General features: G+C 70.3%; 16 protein-coding genes. 6 read left to right on the plus strand and 10 right to left on the minus strand.

Going from position 1 to position 19,464, the window contains the following annotated elements:
• The first annotated feature begins 53 nt into the window (after positions 1-53).
• Positions 54-425 (plus strand): ArsR/SmtB family transcription factor, encoded by a 372-nt coding sequence (locus tag ACTMTI_RS13080; RefSeq protein ID WP_441120546.1) that lies wholly within the window; start codon positions 54-56, stop codon positions 423-425.
• A gap of 47 nt (positions 426-472) precedes the next feature.
• Here the strand turns inward: ACTMTI_RS13080 and ACTMTI_RS13085 are convergent, their stop codons facing one another.
• Entirely contained in the window at positions 473-1,300 is an 828-nt protein-coding gene (locus tag ACTMTI_RS13085; protein ID WP_441120547.1) for a class I SAM-dependent methyltransferase, read from the minus strand.
• A 271-nt stretch (positions 1,301-1,571) separates the two neighbouring features.
• Here ACTMTI_RS13085 and ACTMTI_RS13090 point away from each other — a divergent pair, with 271 nt between their 5' ends.
• On the plus strand, positions 1,572-1,868 hold the full coding sequence (locus ACTMTI_RS13090) for a hypothetical protein (RefSeq protein WP_441120548.1): 297 nt from the start codon (positions 1,572-1,574) through the stop codon (positions 1,866-1,868).
• 173 nt (positions 1,869-2,041) lie between these two features.
• Here the strand turns inward: ACTMTI_RS13090 and ilvC are convergent, their stop codons facing one another.
• The 5 genes from ilvC to ACTMTI_RS13115 all read right to left on the minus strand — a co-directional run bounded on the left by ilvC (position 2,042) and on the right by ACTMTI_RS13115 (position 9,269).
• Entirely contained in the window at positions 2,042-3,025 is a 984-nt protein-coding gene (gene ilvC, locus ACTMTI_RS13095) for a ketol-acid reductoisomerase (protein WP_441120737.1), read from the minus strand.
• A gap of 23 nt (positions 3,026-3,048) precedes the next feature.
• Positions 3,049-3,573, minus strand: a complete 525-nt coding sequence (gene ilvN, locus ACTMTI_RS13100) for an acetolactate synthase small subunit (RefSeq protein ID WP_441120549.1) — start codon at positions 3,571-3,573, stop codon at positions 3,049-3,051.
• A complete protein-coding gene (locus ACTMTI_RS13105) occupies positions 3,566-5,305 on the minus strand; it encodes an acetolactate synthase large subunit (protein WP_441120550.1) in 1,740 nt (579 codons plus the stop codon). Before ACTMTI_RS13105 ends, ilvN begins: the two co-directional genes overlap by 8 nt.
• 203 nt (positions 5,306-5,508) lie before the next feature.
• Complete coding sequence (locus ACTMTI_RS13110) at positions 5,509-8,124, minus strand: putative bifunctional diguanylate cyclase/phosphodiesterase (RefSeq protein ID WP_441120551.1); 2,616 nt, start codon at positions 8,122-8,124, stop codon at positions 5,509-5,511.
• 236 nt (positions 8,125-8,360) lie between these two features.
• Positions 8,361-9,269: a 2-hydroxyacid dehydrogenase gene (locus tag ACTMTI_RS13115; protein ID WP_441120552.1), complete on the minus strand. Its 909-nt coding sequence runs from the start codon at positions 9,267-9,269 to the stop codon at positions 8,361-8,363.
• A 29-nt stretch (positions 9,270-9,298) separates the two neighbouring features.
• Here ACTMTI_RS13115 and ACTMTI_RS13120 point away from each other — a divergent pair, with 29 nt between their 5' ends.
• Positions 9,299-10,354 (plus strand): PQQ-dependent sugar dehydrogenase, encoded by a 1,056-nt coding sequence (locus tag ACTMTI_RS13120; protein WP_441120553.1) that lies wholly within the window; start codon positions 9,299-9,301, stop codon positions 10,352-10,354.
• A gap of 84 nt (positions 10,355-10,438) precedes the next feature.
• Here ACTMTI_RS13120 and ACTMTI_RS13125 read toward each other — a convergent pair whose 3' ends face one another.
• From ACTMTI_RS13125 to ACTMTI_RS13135, 3 genes are all read right to left on the minus strand, one after another.
• Positions 10,439-12,334, minus strand: coding sequence for a VanW family protein (locus ACTMTI_RS13125; RefSeq protein WP_441120554.1), 1,896 nt, complete (start codon positions 12,332-12,334; stop codon positions 10,439-10,441).
• Between the two features lie 201 nt (positions 12,335-12,535).
• A complete protein-coding gene (locus tag ACTMTI_RS13130) occupies positions 12,536-13,195 on the minus strand; it encodes a response regulator (protein WP_441120555.1) in 660 nt (219 codons plus the stop codon).
• Between the two features lie 103 nt (positions 13,196-13,298).
• Positions 13,299-14,897 (minus strand): ATP-binding protein, encoded by a 1,599-nt coding sequence (locus ACTMTI_RS13135; protein ID WP_441120556.1) that lies wholly within the window; start codon positions 14,895-14,897, stop codon positions 13,299-13,301.
• Positions 14,898-15,044: 147 nt separating this feature from the next.
• Here ACTMTI_RS13135 and ACTMTI_RS13140 point away from each other — a divergent pair, with 147 nt between their 5' ends.
• The 3 genes from ACTMTI_RS13140 to ACTMTI_RS13150 are packed head-to-tail and all read left to right on the plus strand — an operon-like array spanning position 15,045 to position 18,010.
• Entirely contained in the window at positions 15,045-16,013 is a 969-nt protein-coding gene (locus tag ACTMTI_RS13140; protein ID WP_441120557.1) for a Bug family tripartite tricarboxylate transporter substrate binding protein, read from the plus strand.
• On the plus strand, positions 16,013-16,498 hold the full coding sequence (locus ACTMTI_RS13145; RefSeq protein ID WP_441120558.1) for a tripartite tricarboxylate transporter TctB family protein: 486 nt from the start codon (positions 16,013-16,015) through the stop codon (positions 16,496-16,498). The genes ACTMTI_RS13140 and ACTMTI_RS13145 overlap by 1 nt, the downstream gene beginning before the upstream one ends.
• Entirely contained in the window at positions 16,499-18,010 is a 1,512-nt protein-coding gene (locus ACTMTI_RS13150) for a tripartite tricarboxylate transporter permease (protein WP_441120559.1), read from the plus strand.
• 96 nt (positions 18,011-18,106) lie between these two features.
• Here the strand turns inward: ACTMTI_RS13150 and ACTMTI_RS13155 are convergent, their stop codons facing one another.
• The gene (locus ACTMTI_RS13155) at positions 18,107-19,426 is read right to left on the minus strand and encodes an MFS transporter (protein ID WP_441120560.1); all 1,320 of its coding nucleotides are present in this window, start codon (positions 19,424-19,426) and stop codon (positions 18,107-18,109) included.
• Positions 19,427-19,464: the final 38 nt, after the last annotated feature.

The raw sequence follows: 19,464 nt of genomic DNA on the forward strand, positions 1-19,464 counted from the left end.
CTGCGCACTCACGCAGATACGCAAGTTGCAAGGTCCGGGGCTATGCTGGCGTCATGCACACGTCGCTGCCCGACTTCGACATGCCGAACGAGGAACAGGTGCACCTGGCGGCGGAGTCGTTCCGGCTGCTGTCCGACCCCACCCGCATCAAGATCCTGTGGGCGCTGCTGCAGGGTGAGTCATCCGTCGCCTGCCTGGCCGAGCTCGCCAACGCCGCCCCCACCGCGGTCAGCCAGCACCTGGCCAAACTCCGCCTGGCCGGCCTGGTCAAGGGCCGTCGCGAGGGGACCTTCGTGTATTACCGCGCGGCGGACGAGCACGTACGCCGGCTCCTGACCGAAGGCCTCTTCCACGCCGACCACATCGACCGGGCCGACCAGGCCGCCCCGAGCCCGGCCGCACCCTCGCCCCACGCGGTCAGCTGACCTGATCCAGACCTTCGAACCGCCGCCGGCCGGTGCCGGCGAACGCGCTAGGCCTCGCCCTGCCACCAGATCGTGACCAGCTCGCGGCCGGATGACCCCAGGTCCGGCGGGCGATCCTCGGCGACGCCGGCGTTCAACAGCGCCACCGCGACATCGTCGCGACGATCCGGCGGCAGGCAAAGGCGGCGCCGGGTGACGTCCACGAGGGTCGCGAAGCTGTCGTATTCGGCCATCGCCGGTCGGGTCCAACGCTCCACCTTCACCGCCAGGCCGAGGCCTTCCAGGATCTCGACCACCTGCTCGGCCGTCGGGCCCTCCGGCCGGTCCAGGCCGTGGAACTGCTTCCAGTACGGGTTCAGATCCGTCAGCGGATGCCGCACGGTGACCTCCGTGACCACCCGGCGGCGAGCGTGGCCGGTGAGCGCCGCCACGAACGGCGCCAGATCGGCCACGTTGTAGATCACATGATGGCAGAGCACCACGTCGGCCACCGGCACACTGGCGGCGGCGTCGGGCCAGGTGCCGCACACGACCACGGGCGCCAGGCCCAGCGGCGCGGCGCGGCGCACCAGGTCGTCCAGGAGGGGCTGGTGGGAGTCCACGGCGGTCAGACCGGTGACGCGGGAGGCCAGGGGCAGGCTGGCCGCGCCGGCCCCGGCGCCCACGTCGAGCACCGAGCCGCCGTGCCCGAGAGCCTCCATCGCACGCTCGTACGACGGACCGCAGGGTGCGGCCAGGTAGCTCTCGGTGCGGCGGGCGAAGACCTCGTCGGGCAGGACCCAGGGCGACTCCACGGCGCCGGAGAGGATGGACTCGGGGATGCGCCAGGCGGCCAGGTCTTCGGCCCAGGCGCGCAGCTGTTCGGTGGTGCTCACGGTCCCTTACGCCTTTCTCACGTGGCCGCTCCGAGTCAGCGCCTGAGCGCACGGAAGGCCAGGTCGAGGACGAGGATAGCCGCAGGACCGCGAGGACCCGGTGTCGACAGCTCGTCGTAACGGACGCCCCTGAGCGAGACCGCCGGTTCCTGACCCATTCCCGGCTCCTGCGGCGGCCGCCGTGCCCCGGGCGTCGAGAGCCGGCGACCTGGACCTATGGTGGAGGGAGAGAGCGCCATCAAGCCGAACCTGCGTTCCACAGGAGGCTGCGATGAGAGAGCACTTCGTCTGGGTGACCGTACGCCGCATCAAGCCGGGCACGTTGGACGACTTCGAAAGGGCGTGGCGCCCTGAGCCGTACCCGCAAGATCTGCGCCACGCGTACGCGTACTGGTCCGAGGACGGGCAGGAGATCACCGGGGTGTCGTTCTGGGATTCGAAGGAGGCTTGCGACTCCTGGCGGACCTCCGAGGCCGAGGCACGTCGGCGTGAGGCCATGGCCCCGTACGTCGTCGAGGAGCGGGAAGGCTTCTACCGCGGCCGCGAGCTCGCCGTCCCGGTGCGATAGTCGCGATCTGGCCGATTCCGCCTGACCGCCGCGGTCCGGCGGACCCGGACAGCCGTCACGCTGGATCAGCTGAGTTGGTATGCGCGGGCGGAGCCCGCAGGCCGACCACTCAGCCAGGGCAACGGGTGGATGGGCGCCGGGCATTCCGCCGGCGCCCCCACCCGTACAACTGACTACGGCTTGAGCCAGCTCATCATCGGACGCAGCTTGGCGCCCGTCTTCTCGATCGCGTCCTCGGCCAGCTCCTCGCGGTGGCGGGTGAACTCCTTCTGCCCGCCGTCGAACTCCTCGACGAGCTGCCGGGCGAAGGTGCCGTCCTGGATCTCGCCCAGGATGCGGCGCATCTCCTGCCGCGTCTCATCGGTGATGACGCGCGGACCGCGGGTGTAGCCGCCGTACTCGGCCGTGTCCGAGACGGACCAGTACATCTTGGAGATGCCGCCCTCGTACATCAGGTCGACGATGAGCTTCATCTCGTGCAGGCACTCGAAGTAGGCGACCTCGGGCTGGTAGCCGGCCTCGATGAGAGTGTCGAAGCCCGCCTTGATGAGCTCGGACACGCCACCGCAGAGCACGGCCTGCTCGCCGAACAGGTCGGTCTCCGTCTCCTCCTTGAACGTGGTGCGCAGCGCGCCGGCGCGCGTGCCGCCGATGCCTTTCGCGTACGACAGCGCCAGGTCCAGCGCCTTGCCGGAGGCGTCCTTCTCGACGGCGACCAGGCAGGGCACGCCGCGCCCGGCCTCGAACTGGCGGCGGACGAGGTGGCCCGGGCCCTTCGGGGCGACCATGCAGACGTCGACGCCCTCGGGCGCCTCGATGAGGCCGTAGCGGATGTTCAGGCCGTGGCCGAAGAACAGGGCGTCGCCCTCGACGAGGTTGGGGGCGACGTGCTCGGCGTACAGGTGGCGCTGGATGTGGTCCGGCGCCAGGATCATCGTGAGGTTGGCCTCCTCGACGGCCTCGGCCGGGGTGACGACCCGCAGCCCGTCGTTCTCCGCCTTCTCGCGGCTCTTGGAGCCCTCTGGCAGGCCGACGCGCACGTCCACGCCGGAGTCACGCAGGGAGAGCGCGTGGGCGTGGCCCTGGCTGCCGTACCCCAGCACGGCCACGTGGCGTCCCTGGATGATCGACAGGTCGGCCTGGTCGTCGTAGTAGATCTCGGTCACTTGCTTTAAACCTTTCAGGCGGTACGGTCCAGTGCCCTAAGGGACCGGTCAGTTATGGAACGGGCGCCGCGGCCGATGGCCACCATGCCCGACTGGACGAGTTCTTTGATCCCGAACGGCTCGAGGACCTTGATGAACGCATCCAGCTTGTCGGGAGTGCCGGTGACCTCGATGGTCACGGCGTCGGCCGCCACGTCGACGCAGCGGGCGCGGAAGAGCTGGACGAGCTCCAGCACGTGCGAGCGGCTGTCGGCGTCGGCCTTGACCTTGATCAGCATCAGCTCGCGCTGCACGGACTGCGACGGATCCAGCTCGACGATCTTGAGCACGTTCACCAGCTTGTTGAGCTGCTTCGTGACCTGTTCAAGGGGGAGCTCCTCGACGCTCACGACGATCGTGATGCGCGAGATGTCATCGTGCTCGGTCGGCCCGACGGCCAGCGAGTCGATGTTGAACCCCCTTCGGCTGAACAGCGCCGACACACGGGCCAGCACACCCGGCTTGTTCTCGACAAGCACTGAAAGAGTATGCCTACTCATCCTCGTTCTCCCACTTCGGCGCCATGTCACGGGCGATCTTGATGTCGTCGTTGCTGGTGCCTGCCGCGACCATGGGCCAGACCATCGCGTCCTGGTGGACGACGAAGTCGACCACGACAGGCACGTCGTTGATCTCCATGGCCTTCTTGATGACGGCGTCCACGTCCTCGGGACGCTCGCACCGCAGCCCCACACAACCATAGGCCTCGGCCAGCTTCACGAAGTCCGGGATCCGCCGCGTCGTCTGCAGGTCGGTGTTGGAGTATCGCTTGTCGTAGAAGAGCGTCTGCCACTGGCGGACCATGCCGAGGTTACCGTTGTTGATGACGGCGATCTTGATCGGCACACCCTCCAGGGTGCAGGTGGCCAGCTCCTGGTTGGTCATCTGGAAGCAGCCGTCGCCGTCGATGGCCCACACCGTGGCGTCGGGGCGGCCCATCTTGGCGCCCATCGCGGCCGGCACGGCGAAGCCCATCGTGCCCAGGCCGCCGGAGTTGATGAACGTGCCGGGGTTCTCGTAGTCGATGAACTGCGAGGCCCACATCTGGTGCTGGCCGACCCCGGCCACGTAGTAAGCCTCCGGCCCGGCGATCCTGCTCAGCCGCTCCATGACGTACTGCGGGGCCAGCGAGCCGTCCTCGAACGACTCGTACCCCAGCGGGTACGTCTCCTTGTAGTTGTTGAGCGCCTTCCACCAATCGGCGTAGTCACCCTGCTGGCCCGACGCCTGGATGGCGGCGATGAGGTCGCTGATGACCTCCTTGCAGTCGCCCACGATGGGCACGTCGGCGTGGCGGTTCTTGGAGATCTCGGCGGGATCGATGTCGGCGTGCACGACCTTCGCGTTCGGCGCGAACGACGACAGGTCGCCGGTCACGCGGTCGTCGAAACGCACGCCCAGGCCGATGAGCAGGTCGGACTTCTGCAGCGCGCCCACGGCCGCCACACTGCCGTGCATGCCCGGCATCCCCATGTGCTGCGGGTGGCTGTCGGGGAAGGTGCCGCGCGCCATCAGCGTGGTCACGACCGGGATGTTCGTCAGCTCGGCGAGTTGCAGCAGCTCGGCCGAGGCGCGGGCCTTGTGGACGCCGCCGCCGACGTACAGGACCGGGCGCTTGGACTCGGCGATCAGCTTGGCGGCCTCGCGGATCTGCTTGGAGTGCGGCCTGGTGACCGGGCGGTAGCCCGGCAACTGCATCACCGGCGGCCAGGAGAAGGTGGTCTGGGCCTGCAGCGCGTCCTTGGAGATGTCCACGAGGACCGGCCCGGGGCGGCCGGTGGAGGCGATGTGGAAGGCTTCCATGATCGTACGCGGAATGTCCGCGGCGTCGGTGACCAGGAAGTTGTGCTTGGTGATCGGCATGGTGATGCCGGAGATGTCGGCCTCCTGGAAGGCGTCCGTGCCGATCATCGGCGCGGCCACCTGCCCCGTGATCGCCACGATCGGCACCGAGTCCATGAACGCGTCCGCGATCGGCGTCACCAGGTTCGTGGCACCCGGACCGCTGGTCGCCATGCACACCCCCACCTTGCCGGTGGCCTGCGCATAGCCCTCGGCCGCGTGCCCCGCACCCTGCTCATGGCGTACGAGCACGTGCCGGACCTTGGTCGAGTCGTAGAGAGGATCGTAGGCGGGCAGGATGGCGCCGCCAGGGATCCCGAACACGGTGTCGACTCCCACGTGCTCCAGCGCCCTCACCAGGGCCTGTGCACCTGTCATGCGTTCGGTCATCGGCTCGTTCCTTGCGTGGCTACTCGCTTAGGACATAAAAAATGCCCCTTCCCACCAGGCGGCGGGACTGGGGCGGCGCGCAGGTCGTCGTGCTTCGCTATCGGCCTGCGCGCCGGCGAAGTACTACGAGAATCTCACTGCGAAGCATGTCGTCCACGATAGCCGCTCCGAACGCCCTGGTGTCAACTTGGTGGACACAAGTCTCAAACAGTGAGACTTGTCCGCATCAACGAATCGACCCCGCGCGCCGCCATCGGCCGTGCCACGAGGAAGCCCTGCCCCCGCGTGCAGCCCATTTCCCGCAGCAGTTCGAGCTGCTCAGGACGCTCGATGCCCTCGGCCACCACGATGAGCCCGAGGTCATGGCCGAGCCGCACGATCGTGCGGGTCAGCAGCGTCAGCGTGTCGTCCCTGCCGAGCCCCGCCACGAACGACGGGTCGATCTTGATCATGTCGACGGGAAGCTGCCTGAGGAACGCCAGCGACGCGTAGCCGGTGCCGAAATCGTCGATCGCCAGGCGTACCCCGAGGGCGCGCAGCTCCGACAGCCGCTTGACGGTCTCCCCGGCGTCCTCGACCAGCATCTCCTCGATCACTTCGAGGGTGAGCGCGGAGGCGGGCAGCCCGCTCTCGGCCAGCGCCTCCTCGACCGTCTCGACGAAGCGAGGCGCGGTGATCTGACGTGCCGACAGGTTGAGCGACAGGCCGATGTCCCACGAGGATGCCCGCCAGGCGGCCACCTCGCGGCACGACTCGCGCAGGATCCACTCGCTGAGCGGCACGATCAGGCCGGTGTCCTCGGCCGGTCCGAGGAACTGCTCGGGCGGCACGAACACCGAGCCGCGCCACCACCGTACGAGCGCCTCGACCGCGGTCACCCGCGAGGTCACCAGGTCGACCACGGGCTGGTATTCGATGGCGAACTGCTGCTCGATCAGCGCCCGCTGCAGATCGGCGGCCAGCTCCAGCCGGCGCACCACGTCGGCGTGCATCTGCGCGGCGAACACCTCCACCCGCCGACCGCCCAGCGCTTTGGAGCGCGCCATTGCCACATCCGCGTTGCGGATGAGGTCGCCGGCGGGCATGTCGTCCTCGGCGAAGGCCACGCCCACGCTCGCGGTCAGCGCCACGTCGCGGTCGGCGACCCGGAAGGGCTCCTGAGAGACCGCGCGGACCAGCCGCTCGGCCAGGTCGACCGCGACCTGCGCCTCGCCGCCCGTCTCCACCAGCACCGCGAACTCGTCGCCGCCCCACCGGGCGAGCGTGTCGTCGGCGCGTACGGCGCCGCGCAGCCGCCGGGCCGCCTGCCCGAGCAGGTAGTCGCCGCTGGCGTGCCCGACCGAGTCGTTGACCGAGGTGAACCCGTCGAGGTCGAGGAAGATGACCGCGACGTTGCCCACGGTGCGCCCGGAGAGCACCTCGCGGGTGCGCTCCTCGAAGTAGGCCCGGTTGGGCAGCCCGGTGACACCGTCATGGAAGGTCAGGTGGGCGACCTGGTTGCGCAACGCCTCCTCGTCGCTGACGTCCCTGGTGGTGACCAGCAGCAGCTCGTCGCCGCGGACGTGGCGGGTGGCGACGGACTCGGTGGGGCGCCAGGTGCCGTCGGCCGCCCGCACCCGGCAGGCGATCAGGCACGCGCCCGGGGCGGAGTCGTCCTCGTCGAGGTACATGGCGCCCAGCGCGACCTGGATGCCGGGCACGTCCTCGGGGTGGATGTAGTCGAAGATCGCGGTGCCGACCACGTCGTCGGGGCGGTAGCCGTACGTGACCTCGACCCCGGCGCCGATCTCACGGACCACGCCCTCGTAGTCGCAGAGGAACACCACGTCGCCGGTGCTCTCGGCGAGCTCCCTGAGTTGCCGCTCGCCGAGCCTGACCAGGCCGCGCAGGCGCAGGTTGACCGCCGACAGCGCGAACAGGCGTACGAGCAGGAGCAGCACCACGGAGACCGCGACCACCACGACGCCGGTGACGGGCGCGGTGTGACGCCCGCCGGCCAGGTGGGCGAGCAGCGCGCAGGCCGCCACGGCGACCAGCGCCGGCGGGATCATCGCGACCACGTTTTTGGCGGCGCGGCCGCTCGCCTTGCTGGCGCGCGGCCCCCACGGGACGGCGGCCAGCAACAGCAGCGCCACGGGCGCCAGTAGCACGGTCCAGGTCGGCGGCACGCCGCCGTCCAGCCGCGTCAGGGCGGTGGCCAGCCCGGCCACGGTCATGGTGGCGAGCACGCCGACGCCCGTCAGGCCGAGCAGCCAGGAAGAGGACCTGCTGGTGAGCACGGAAGGGATCGCGGCGCACGTCACCAGCAGCGCGACCATCGGCGGCAGCATGACCAGCGTGAACGCCGGCGGGTCGGACGCGGCGGCGTAGACGTGGCGCAGTCCCACCACCCAGCCGATCAGGAAGAGCGAGGCCGCGGACAGATAGGCGTCGGTGATATGCCGCAGCACGACGCCCGCGGGAAACTTGCGGTCGGCGGCGATCACCACACCGCCCGCCATGACCACCGTACCGAGCAGCACGAACATGTCGGCGAAGCCGGACACGAAACTGTCGGCGAACGGCCGCAGCGCCACTCCGGCGCCCCAGATGACCGCTCCCCCGCTCATCCAGCGGGCGGCCATCGCGGTCGAGCGGTTACCCGCCGACCGCAGCGAGGCGACCACCAGGGACGCGGCGGCGGCGAGGGCCGTGAGCCCACCGGCGATGGCGCCGGCGAGCAGGGCCTTGCCGTCGTCGAGGAACGCGGCGGCGAGCACTACCGCGCCTGCCGCCACTGCGGCGGTCAGCGGCGCACGTGGATCACGCCAGCGGATCACAGTCGTTGCCCATCCCGTCTCGAACTCTGCACCTGCGACCGCCGAAGACCGGCGATCACTTCGCCAGTGTGTGCGGTCGCGGGCACACGGGTGGTGACAACGCCGATGTCGTCACCGATCTGATAACCACACAGACCACTTTGCCGCCAAGAGTTCCTTGACAGTGAGTCAGGAGCCCCCTGCAAACGTAACCGTACGCACCGGAGGTCACGGACCAGCCACGTTCCGGAATCCTCTCAGTACGATTCAGTGATGATGTTGATCAGCTGCTCACCTGCGAGGTAACGCGAGAGCTGGGCGCGGATCAGTCGCAGCATCCGCCGCCCGGACGCGGGGGTGCTGCCCGCGACGTGCGGGGTGATCAGCACGCCCGGCGCGCTCCAGAGGGGGTGGCCCTCGGGCAGCGGCTCGGGCGCGGTCACATCCAGCGCGGCGCGTAGCCTACCGGTTTTCAGCTCCGCGATCAGCGCGTCGGTGTCGACGATGCCGCCCCTGGCGGCGTTCACGAGGACGGCGCCGTCCTTCATCCGGGCCAGGAACGCGGCGTCGACCATGCCGGCGGTGTCCGGTGTGGCGGGCACGAGCAGCACCACGACGTCGGCCTGGGGCAGCAGCGCGGGCAACTCGTCCAGGCCGTGCACGCCCTCCCGGGCACTCCTGGCCACGCGGACGAGGTCCACCTCGAAGCCCTCGAGCCTTCTTTCGAGCGCGCCGCCGATGGAGCCGTACCCGACGATCAGCACGGTGGAGTCGGCCAGCACGCCGGTGTGGTGGTAGGTCCACTCGCCCCTTCGCTGCGCGTCCACGAACCCGGGGAACTCCCTGAGCGCTGCGATCATCGCGCCCACCGCCCACTCGGCGGTCCCGGCGTCGTGCACGCCGCGCGCGTTGCACAGCACCGCGCCCTCGGGCATGTGCGGACGGTACGGATCCACGCCCGCGGTGACGGTCTGCACCAGCCGCAGCGAGCTCATCCTGGCCAGCGTGCCGGGCACGTCGGGGACGGGGATGAGCGGCGGGATCCAGACCTCCACCTCCTCCACCCCTTCCGGCATCGGGGACGTGCCATCGTAAATGCGGCATTCAACCCCGGGCAGGTCGGACAGAACATCAGCCACCGAATCGGACGGAACCCACGTCTTCATGCCGAGAACCTTACGGCTCGAGAGGGAGTATGGAACACATGAGAAAGCTCTGGACGATCTTGCTAGCGGCCGCGCTCACCGCCTGTTCCAGCGCCGGAGAGGTGCTCCCCACGGCCGCCGTGGACGGGCCCGCCGCCCCCGGCGAGCCGAAGGACGTGGTCACCGGCCTGGCCGTGCCATGGGCGATCGCTTTCCTGCCCAGCGGCGACGCGCTGGTGACCGAGCGGGACACCGCCAGGCTGCTGCGGGTGAGCCCGGCAGGCCAGGTGACGGAGATGGGGAAGATCGAGGGAGTGAGGCCGGACGGCGAGGGCGGCCTGATGGGCGTGGCGGTCAAAAGTCAGCACATATTCCTTTACTTCACCGCGGAAGCGGACAACCGAATTGTCCGGTACACGCTCAGCGGCAACCGCCTCGGCGACCCGAAGGTGCTCGTCCAGGGCATCCCCAAGGCCGGCATCCACAACGGCGGCAGGCTCGCGTTCGGCCCCGACGGCTACCTGTACGTCGGCACGGGCGAGACCGGCGACGACGAGCTCGCCCAGGAGCGGGACTCGCTCGCCGGCAAGATCCTGCGCATGACCGTGGACGGCGAGCCCGCCCCCGGCAACCCGTTCGGCACCCTCGTCTACAGCTACGGCCACCGCAACGTGCAGGGCCTGGCGTGGGACGGCTCGGGCCGGCTGTACGCCTCCGAGTTCGGCGCCAACTCCTACGACGAGGTCAACTTGATCAAACCGGGCGCCAACTACGGCTGGCCCGAGGTCGAGGGCCGCGGCGACGACTCGCGGTTCGTGAACCCGATCCTCACCTGGACCACCGACGAGGCGTCCCCGTCCGGCATGGCGTACGCCAACGGCTCCCTGTGGGTGGGCGCGCTACGCGGCACGCGCCTGTGGCAGGTGCCGCTGAGCGAGGACGGCGCGGCGGGCAAGCCGGTCGCCCACTTCACCGGTCAGTACGGCCGGATCCGCGCGGTCACCGCGGCCTCTGGCGGCACCTTGTGGGTCGGCACCAGCAACAAGGACGGCAGAGGATCGCCCCGCCCTGGCGACGACCGCATCCTGTCCGTCCCCGCCTCATAACGCCGCGCGGACCACCCGGCCCCGCCTCACAACGCGCCGCGGACCACCCGTCCCCGCACGCCGCCGGCGCCCGGGGACGGCCGGTCACTGGGTCGTGGCGGTGCAGGTGATCTGGGGCTGGGGCCGGTATTTCGTGGTCAGCTTCTTGTCCCGCTTGACCGCCTTGCCGTTCTTGTGGAACACCCGCGTGACGTCGATCGTGAACCCCTGCTCGCCCGCCGTCGGCAGGCACCCGGGCGCCGAGCTGGTCTCGCGGCGGAACGGCGTGAAGCTGCGCCGCTCCGATTCGACCGCCTCGATCCTGTCGTACCGCTTGGTGCTCCACAGCGCCACCGTGACCGAGGTGCCGGTGAAGGCGGTCTTGATCAGCACGCCGTCCTGGGAGTCGTTGCGCCATTTGAGATCCAGGTCCGGATAGAGCAGCGCGACGTCCCGCCCGGCCGGGTAACGGGGCGCGTAGTAGTCCATCGGCTGGTGCTCCACGTCCTCGAACCCGCCGAAGAAGGACGCGTTGTACATGGTCGTGGCGAACTGCGAGACGCCGCCACCGACGATGTTCACCATCCGCCCGCCGACGATCTGCCCCGCCTCGACGTACCCGTCCTCGACGGTCCGCTCGCCGATGACGTCGTTGATCGAGAACGTCTCCCCCGGCCTCACCAGGTAGCCGTCGAGCTGCTGGGCCATGCGCTGGATGTTCTTCACGCGCGGCTGGCAGCAGTCGTACGTCGTGGTGAACGAGCCCACGATCTCCTTGATGCCGAGGCCGCTGATCTGCTGGGTGGTGACGGTGGGCTCGACGGCGCCCAGCCGCACGGGGATGGTCCGGTCGCCGCCCGTGTCGAAGACCTTTTCGACATCCCTGGCCAGCAGCTTGTCGTTCACGCCCCGGCCGGTGCGCGCGGGCACCAGGACCGGCTTGTCGTCCACGATGTCGTAGGTGGCGTCGCGCGGCTGCTGGGCGGCGTCGACCAGCCGGCTCTCCAGCTGGACCAGCACGGCCTTGGCGTCGAACTCGGGCACGAGCGTGCCGTCGCCGTCGGCGTTGAACGTCAGGTTCGCGGCGATCATGGCCGGGGTGACCTGCGCCTGCTTGTCGCCGCTGGTCAGCGTGATGGGCGCGGCGACCGCCTGCTTCGCCTTGACCAGGGCCGCCTGAACGGACTCGTTCGTGGTGAGCGGCTGGGACGGCCGCAGTGTGAGCACCACCGCGCCGGAGCCCGCGCCGCCGCTCAGGAAGGCATCGCTGATCTTGCGAACGGCGTCGTCCCTGTCGAGCAGCACGCCCTCGGCGGCCTGCCGCGCCTTCGGCTGCAGCCCGGTGAAGAACACCCGGCCTTCGACCGCGGGCTTGTCGACGCTCTCAGCGAGGCCCTCGACGGTCCTGGTGAGCTGCGAGGAGTCGAGGGTGACCTTCGGCTGGAGCTCGGTCGTGCCGGTCAGGCCCCGCCACACCTCCTGCGGGCTGGGAAACCCGCTGGGCGCCTGCCCGATCGTGCCGACCACGTCGAGTTCGAGCCCGGCCTCGTCGGCCTGGATGGTGTCTCTGGTGCCGCCGATGTCCACCACGACCGGCTTGCTGAGCCTGGTGGAGAGCTCGGTACGCAGCTTGTCGGCGGCCTGCGTCACGGTCAGGCCGCCGATGTCGACGCCGGCCACGTGGGTGCCGCGCAGCACGGCGCCCGACATGAGAACGGCCGGCACCACGTACGCCAGGCCCGCGAGCACCGCGACGAACACGAGCAGCCCTGGCAGGAGCCGGCGCCGCCTGGGCTCGTGGTGGTCGTCGTCGAAGGAGGGCTGCCGCTGCGGCATGCCGAATGCGGTAGGAGGAACCGGCTGCTTGTCCCGCATCGGCCAGGGCTGCGCGGGCGGCGCCACCGGCGGCAGCGCGCCTCCCGATGGACCGCCCGGCGCGCTCGGGCTCTGTGCCGGCCGCGGCTCCTGCCTGCCCGGCGGGCCGAAGATGTCCCGGGACACACCCGGGGGTAATCCTTCGATCCGCGGCTTCCTGGAGACACTCGACGAGGGCAGTGGCACCGAGGCGAACGGGTCGGTCGGTGATTCGATCGGTCCGGCGTTTGGCACGCCTCAATCACCTCCCGGGTCCGCAGCCAAGTCTCAGGCAACAGTAAGGCACGGAGATCCGCATATGTCACGGGAAATGGCTACGGAAATGTGTCAACCTAGCCACCGGTAGCGATGTTCCGGTCGTCCGGCCGTGCCGTAACGTGGCCGGAACTCGGCCTGACCGGCCACGCACAAATATTCGAGATAGCGGCGGACGCTCACCCGCGACAAGCCCGAGAGCTCGGCCGCCTCGGTCGCCGACAGGTCCCGGCCCGCCTCTCGCAGGGTATCGGCCACCAGCGCGCAGGTGGCCGCGGACAACCCTTTCGGCATGGGGGCGGTGCCGGTCTTGGGCGTGCCGAAGAGGCGGTCCACGTCGTCCTGGCGCGCCTCGGGGCCGATGGCGGTCAGGCGTTTGCGGGTGTCGGCGTACTGCTGGAGCCGTTCGGTCAGGGCGGCGGCGGTGAACGGCTTGATCAGGTAGTTGACCGCGCCCCCGCGCATGGCCTCCCTGACGGTGGGCACGTCGCGGGCAGCGCTGATCATGAGGACGTCCACGTTGTGGAGCGCCTTGAGCACCTCCAGGCCCGACATGTCGGGCAGGTAGATGTCGAGCAGCACGAGATCGGGCCTGAGCTCGGCCGCGGCGGCGAGCGCGTCGGCGCCGGTGTGCGCCACGGAGACGACCCCGAATCCAGGCATACGGGACACGTATCCGCTGTGGATGCGCGCGACCATGAAGTCGTCATCCACCACCAGCACGCGAATCATTGCCTCACTCCGTTCGGCGGCTCGGTCGCCAGACGCCGCCGCCTTCCCCCGCTCTGGTCGCTGCGCTCCCGCCGCTCCTCCAGGCGACGGCACTCCCTCGCGGTCATTGCCTCACTCCGTTCGGCGGCTCGCGCACAGCAACCGCGGTCTTCGCCGGCAGCAGGGCGGTGAAGACCGCGCCGTCCGAATTGCGTACGCGCACCCAGCCTCCTCTGCGCAGGCACGCCTGCCTGGTCAGGGCCAGGCCGAGGCCGCGCGGCCCGGAGTGGGCGGCCTTGGTGGTGAAGCCCTCCCTGAAGACCTCGTCCACCAGGTCGGGGGCGATGCCGGGGCCCGAGTCGCCGACCCGTACGCGCAACCCCTCGTCGTCGGCCACGACCGACACCTCGATCGTGCCCTCCGCGCCGTCGAGTGCGTCGATGGCGTTGGCGACCAGGTTGCCGACCACCAGGACCGCGTCCTGAGGGTCGCCGAGCAGGCCATCGGGCACGCTCGAGTCCTCCGACAGGACGAGCTTGGCGCCGCGTTCCGCCGCCTCGGCGGACTTGGCCAGCAGCAAGGCGGCGAGGGTGGGGTCCTGGACGCGTTCGCGCAGGTCCGTGACGTAGGCGCCGCGCGTGGTGCGGGTGATGAAGTTGATGGCGGCCTCGTGCTCGCCCAGCTCCAGCAGGCCGATGACGGTGTGCATGCGGTTGGCGAACTCGTGCGCCTGGGCCCGCAGCGCCTCGGTGGCGCTGCTGGTGTCGTCGAGCTCGCGGGCCAGGCGGACCAGCTCGGTGCGGTCGCGGAGGGTGACCACCCACCCGCGATGCTGGCCCCGTACGGACACGGGGGTGCGGTTGAGCACCAGCACGCGCTCGCCGTGCAGCACCACGCGGTCCTCGCCGGGGTCGGCGCCGCCGAGCACGTCGCGCATGCGGTCGGAGATCGGCATCCGGGTCAGGTCCTCGCCCACGTCGCCGAGCAGCTCGCGGGCGGCGTCGTTGACCAGCGTCACGCGGCCTTCGAGGTCGAGCGCGAGCACGCCTTCCTTGACGCCGTGCAGCACGCCCTCGCGCTGTTCCAGCAGCGCGGCGATCTCCCGGGGCTCCAGTCCGAACGTCTGCCTGCGCACCCGCTTGGTGATCATCGCGGCCAGCGCCAGGCCGGCGAGCAGCACCGCCAGCGCCGTCCAGACCAGCGGCGGCAGCGCGGCGCCGAGCTGGCCCATGACCGTGGTCTGCAGCACACCCACCGAGACGAGGCCGATGATGTTGCCGTATTCGTCGCGGATCGGGGCCTTGCCCCTGACCGTGGTGCCGATCGTGCCGGTCTCCGTGCCGACCCAGCTGTCGCCGGTCCTGAGCACCGCGGTGCCGTCGGTGGACAGCTTCTTGCCGATCAGCTCGGCGTTGGGATGGGTGTAGCGCTTCTGCTCGGCGTTGGCGATCACGACGTAGTCGGCGCCGGTCTCGTGCTGGACGCTCATGGCCAGCGGCTGCAGCACCGTCTCCGGGTTGGGCAGTTTGAAGGCCTCGCGGACCTGCGGGAGGGCGGCCACCGTCTGGGCGATGGCGAGCGTCCGCTGCTGGTGCAGATAGTCGAGTTGATTGCGCGTGTGCCTGGCCCACACGCCGGCAGTGCCGCCGACGGCGAGCAACACGATCACCATCTGGAGGACGAACAGCTGAGTCCCCAGTGAGGCGTCACGCACTCTTCTCACGGTCCACATGGAAACAAACCCAGGTCACGTCCAGGTCGCGACCAATACGACCACTACGACGGCAAGCATGCAAAGCCTCGACGTGGACGGGATTGGGAATCACCATCCCATTTTCATAACCGTGAAATCCCCCCATTGGAGTTGATCATGCGCCTGCGCATATTCGCCGCACTAGCGGCGCTCTCACTCGGCGCCCTGGCCGGCTGCGGCGCGACCGGCGGCAGCACCGCTTCAGGCACGCTGCGCATCATGGCCCCGGCCTCGCCCGGCGGCGGCTGGGACCAGACCTCCCGTACGGCCGAGCAGGCGCTCAAGACCGCCGTGCCCGACCGCAAGGTGGAGGTGTACAACGTGCCCGGGGCCGGTGGCACGATCGGCCTGGCGCAGCTCGCCGGCGAGAAGGGCAACGGCAACCTGCTCATGACCATGGGCCTGGTCATGGTGGGCGCCATCGAGCAGAACAAGTCGAAGGTCACGCTGGCCGAGACCACGCCCATCGCCAAGCTGACCGAGGAGTACGAGATCATCGTGGTCCCGGCCGCGTCCCCGTACAAGACGCTGGCCGACTTCGTGGCGGCCTGGAAGGCCGACCCGGCGAAGGTGTCCATCTCGGGCGGCTCTGCGGGCGGCACCGACCACATCGTGGCCGGCCTGATGGCCAAGGCCGCGGGCGTGGACCCCAAGCAGGTCAACTACATCGCCCACTCGGGCGGCGGCGAGGCTCTCAACGAGCTGCTCGGCAACAAGGTCAGCGCGGGCATCTCGGGCGTCGGCGAGTTCGCCGAGCACGTGAAGTCCGGCAAGCTCCGCGCACTCGGCGTGACCTCGGGCCAGCGCCTCCCCGACCTGGACGCGCCCACGCTGAAGGAGGGCGGCCTGAACGTGGAGCTGGCCAACTGGCGCGGCTTCGTCGCCCCCGGCGGGCTCTCCGACGCCGACAAGAAGGCGCTGACCGACGTGGTCACCAAGATGCACGACTCGCAGGCGTGGAAGGACGCGGTGGCCAAGAACGGCTGGATCGACTCCTTCCAGACCGGGCAGCAGTTCGCCGACTACCTGAACTCCGAGCAGGCCCGCGTCAAGGCCGTCATCGCCGAGATGGGGCTCGTTTCCTGATGGCCCGGTGGTGGCGGCCCGAACTGGGGCTGGCGGTCGTGGTGCTGGGGCTGGGCGTGTTCGTCGTGATCGGGACGCTGGACGTCTCGGCGGCGGCCTCCCAGCTCGGCATCGGGCCGCGGTTCTTCCCGATGCTGGTGGGCGGGTCCATGGTGCTCGTCGGCCTGTTCTACGTGCTCGACGTGCTGCGCGGCGGGCACGGCGACCCCGAGGAGAGCGAGGACGTGGACGTGGACGCGCCCTCGGACTGGCGCAGCGTCGGGCTGGTCAGCGGCATCTTCCTGGCCTTCGCCGTGCTGCTGAACACGCTCGGCTGGATCATCGGCGCGAGCCTGCTGTTCTTCGGGCTGTCGGTGGCGCTCGGCGCCGAGCACAAGTTCCGCGCGGCCGGGGTCGGGGTGGTCCTGGGGATCGCCACGTACCTGCTGTTCGTCAAGGGCCTGGGCGTGACGCTGCCCGGCGGCCCGCTGCAAGGAGTGATCTAGGTGGAGTCGCTGCAACTCCTGCTCGACGGCTTCGCCGCCGCGCTCACCCCGGTCAACCTGCTGTACGCGCTCGTCGGCGTCACGCTCGGCACCCTGGTCGGCGTGCTGCCCGGCATCGGCCCGGCGATGACGGTGGCGCTGCTGCTGCCGATCACGTTCACGGTGCCGGCGGCCAGCGCGTTCATCATGTTCGCGGGCATCTACTACGGCGGCATGTACGGCGGCTCGACCACGTCCATCCTGCTCAACACGCCGGGCGAGTCGTCCTCGATGATCACCGCGCTGGAGGGCAACAAGATGGCCCGGCGCGGCCGGGCCGCCCAGGCGCTGGCCACGGCCGCCATCGGCTCGTTCGTGGCGGGGACCATCGCGACCGCCCTGCTGGTGGTCGCGGCCCCGGCCGTGGTGGCGTTCGCGATCTCGTTCGGTCCCGAGGACTACTTCGCGCTGGCGATCCTGGCGTTCACCGCCGTGTCGTCGGTGCTGTCCCGCTCGATCGTGCGCGGCCTGGCCTCCCTGGGCCTCGGCCTGATGATCGGGCTGGTCGGCATCGACCAGCAGACCGGGCAGGCGCGGCTCACGCTGGGCCTCAACGAGCTGCTCGACGGCATCGACGTGGTGATCGTCGCGGTCGGCCTCTTCGCCCTCGGCGAGGCTCTCTACGTGGCCTCCCGGCTGCGTCACGTGCCCCCCGAGGTGATGCCCGTCGGCCGGGCCTGGATGGGGCGGGCGGACTGGAGCCGCTCGTGGCGGCCATGGCTGCGCGGCACCGCTCTCGGCTTCCCGTTCGGCGCGCTGCCCGGGGGCGGGGCGGAGATCCCCACCTTCCTGTCGTACGCGACCGAGAAGCGCCTGGCTCGCGGCGTGGCCAAGGAGGAGTACGGCAAGGGCGCCATCGAAGGCGTCGCCGGCCCGGAGGCGGCCAACAACGCCTCGGCCGCGGGCACCCTGGTCCCGCTGCTGACGCTCGGCCTGCCGACGTCGGCGACGGCCGCGATCCTGCTCGCCGCCTTCCAGCAGTACGGCCTGCAGCCCGGACCGCAGCTGTTCGACCACAACCCGGCGCTGGTGTGGGGCATGATCGCGTCGCTGTTCATCGGCAACACGATGCTGCTGGTCCTCAACCTGCCCCTGGCCCCGCTGTGGGCGCGCGTGCTGCGGATCCCGCGCCCATACCTGTACGCCGGGATCGTCCTGTTCGCCGCCCTCGGCGTCTACGCGCTGAACGGCAGCGTGGTGGACCTGTACGTGCTGTACCTGCTCGGCCTGCTCGGATTCGCCATGCGCCGCTTCGGCCTGCCGGTCGCGCCCGCGGTGATCGGCCTGATCCTGGGGCCGATGGCGGAGATCCAGCTGCGCCGGGCGCTGGCCATCGGGGCGGGCGACGTGAGCGTGCTCGTCCGCAGCCCCATCGCGGCCGTGCTGCTCATACTGTCGGCCCTGGTCCTGCTCATGCCGCTGTACAAGAAGCTGATGACGCGGCGGACGAAGACGCCGGTAGGCGTCGACTAGAGCATCGGTCCCGCCGACCGCCCGGGTCGGCGGGACCGCCCTCGCCGGCGCCCCGGCCCCGCTCCCGCCACCGGTTCCCGGTCTTCGGGTCCCGCGTCACGTCTTCGCGAGTTGTCGCGCCGGAGCACCGGTCCGGATCGAGCGCGGCGCGATCGCCGGCCCCGCCAGCGCCATGGCCAGCGTGGCCGCGAACACCGCCCAATAGCCGGAGCCGACGGCCGTGAACAACGCGGCGGTGACGGCCACCGACACCACCGAGAACACCGACTCGCCGACCTGGAGCGCCGAGCTGTTCTCCCCTTGCTCGCCCGGCGCCGACAGCTCCAGCGTGAGCACGGACAGCGTCGGATACACCAGCCCCATCCCGAAACCGGTGATGATCCACGACGGGTACGCCACCGCGACCGGCACGGCGGTGAACGCCACCGTGCCCATGAGCAGAATGCCGAGCGCGATCATGGCCGAGCCGAGGCGCAGGTTCGTCATCCGGCTGAAGATCTCCCGCCCCTGCAGCCAGGAGGCGAACGACCAGGTCAGGGCGCCGCCCGTGAGCGCGAACCCGGCGGCCAGCGCCGACAGGCCGCGCTCTTCGACCAGCATGAGCGGCACCATCACCTCGGCCGCGAAGAACGCCCCGGCGGCCAGGCCTCTCAACCCGATCACGGCAGGCAGCCCGCGGGCGGCGCGGAGCGTACCGGTGGGAAGGAGCCTGGGCAGCGCCACGGCCAGCACGACCAAGCCGGCGATCAGCAACGGGAGTCGCCCGCCGCTGCCGTACTGCATGAGCCCGGCGCCCACGGCCGTCACCGCGGCCCAGCCGATCTTCCCCAGCAGGCCGGGCGCGGGCTCACTCTGCCCGCCGCGTAGCGGCTGCCCGGCCAGGCCGCGCAGCAGCATCAAACCGCCCACCACGGTCAGGATCGGCACCAGCAGGAACACCCAGCGCCAGCCGAGCGTCTCGGTCACCACTCCCACAATCGCCGGCCCCACCATCGAGGGCACCACCCACGCGGTCGCGAACAACGAGAAGATCTTGGGATGCAGCCGCTCGGGATAGACCCGGGCCACCACGACATACAGCGCCACACTGACCAGCGCGCCGCCGAATCCCTGCAGGAACCGGCCCGCGATCAGCACCTCCATGCTCGGCGCCAGCCCCGCGACCGTCAGCCCGGCGATGAAACCGGCCACACCGGTCCACAGCGGCGCCCCAGGGCCGCGCACGTCCGCCCACCGCCCGCCGAGCACCGTCCCGACCACCCCGGCCGCCATCGCCCCGCTGAAGGCCAGCCCGTAGAGCTCCAGCCCGCCGAGCTCCCTGGCCACGACCGGCATGGCGATGGCGACCGCCAGGTACTCGAAGGCCACCAGCGACACCATCGCCACCAGGCCCGCCGTCAACGCTTTCCTCGTCATGCTGCGACCGTACGATGACGTGCGCACCCTCGCCTCCA

It is taken from the genome of Nonomuraea sp. H19 (genome assembly GCF_052068215.1).
GTDB lineage: Bacteria > Actinomycetota > Actinomycetes > Streptosporangiales > Streptosporangiaceae > Nonomuraea.

Bases quoted from the DNA above. Each gene is read 5' to 3' on its own strand.
- ACTMTI_RS13080 (WP_441120546.1), top strand. From the start codon at position 54: ATGCACACGTCGCTGCCCGACTTCGACATGCCGAACGAGGAACAGGTG.
- ACTMTI_RS13090 (WP_441120548.1), top strand. From the start codon at position 1,572: ATGAGAGAGCACTTCGTCTGGGTGACCGTACGCCGCATCAAGCCGGGC.
- ilvN (WP_441120549.1), bottom strand. From the start codon at position 3,573: ATGAGTAGGCATACTCTTTCAGTGCTTGTCGAGAACAAGCCGGGTGTG.
- ACTMTI_RS13105 (WP_441120550.1), bottom strand. From the start codon at position 5,305: ATGACCGAACGCATGACAGGTGCACAGGCCCTGGTGAGGGCGCTGGAG.
- ACTMTI_RS13115 (WP_441120552.1), bottom strand. From the start codon at position 9,269: ATGAAGACGTGGGTTCCGTCCGATTCGGTGGCTGATGTTCTGTCCGAC.
- ACTMTI_RS13120 (WP_441120553.1), top strand. From the start codon at position 9,299: ATGGAACACATGAGAAAGCTCTGGACGATCTTGCTAGCGGCCGCGCTC.
- ACTMTI_RS13130 (WP_441120555.1), bottom strand. From the start codon at position 13,195: ATGATTCGCGTGCTGGTGGTGGATGACGACTTCATGGTCGCGCGCATC.
- ACTMTI_RS13140 (WP_441120557.1), top strand. From the start codon at position 15,045: ATGCGCCTGCGCATATTCGCCGCACTAGCGGCGCTCTCACTCGGCGCC.
- ACTMTI_RS13145 (WP_441120558.1), top strand. From the start codon at position 16,013: ATGGCCCGGTGGTGGCGGCCCGAACTGGGGCTGGCGGTCGTGGTGCTG.
- ACTMTI_RS13155 (WP_441120560.1), bottom strand. From the start codon at position 19,426: ATGACGAGGAAAGCGTTGACGGCGGGCCTGGTGGCGATGGTGTCGCTG.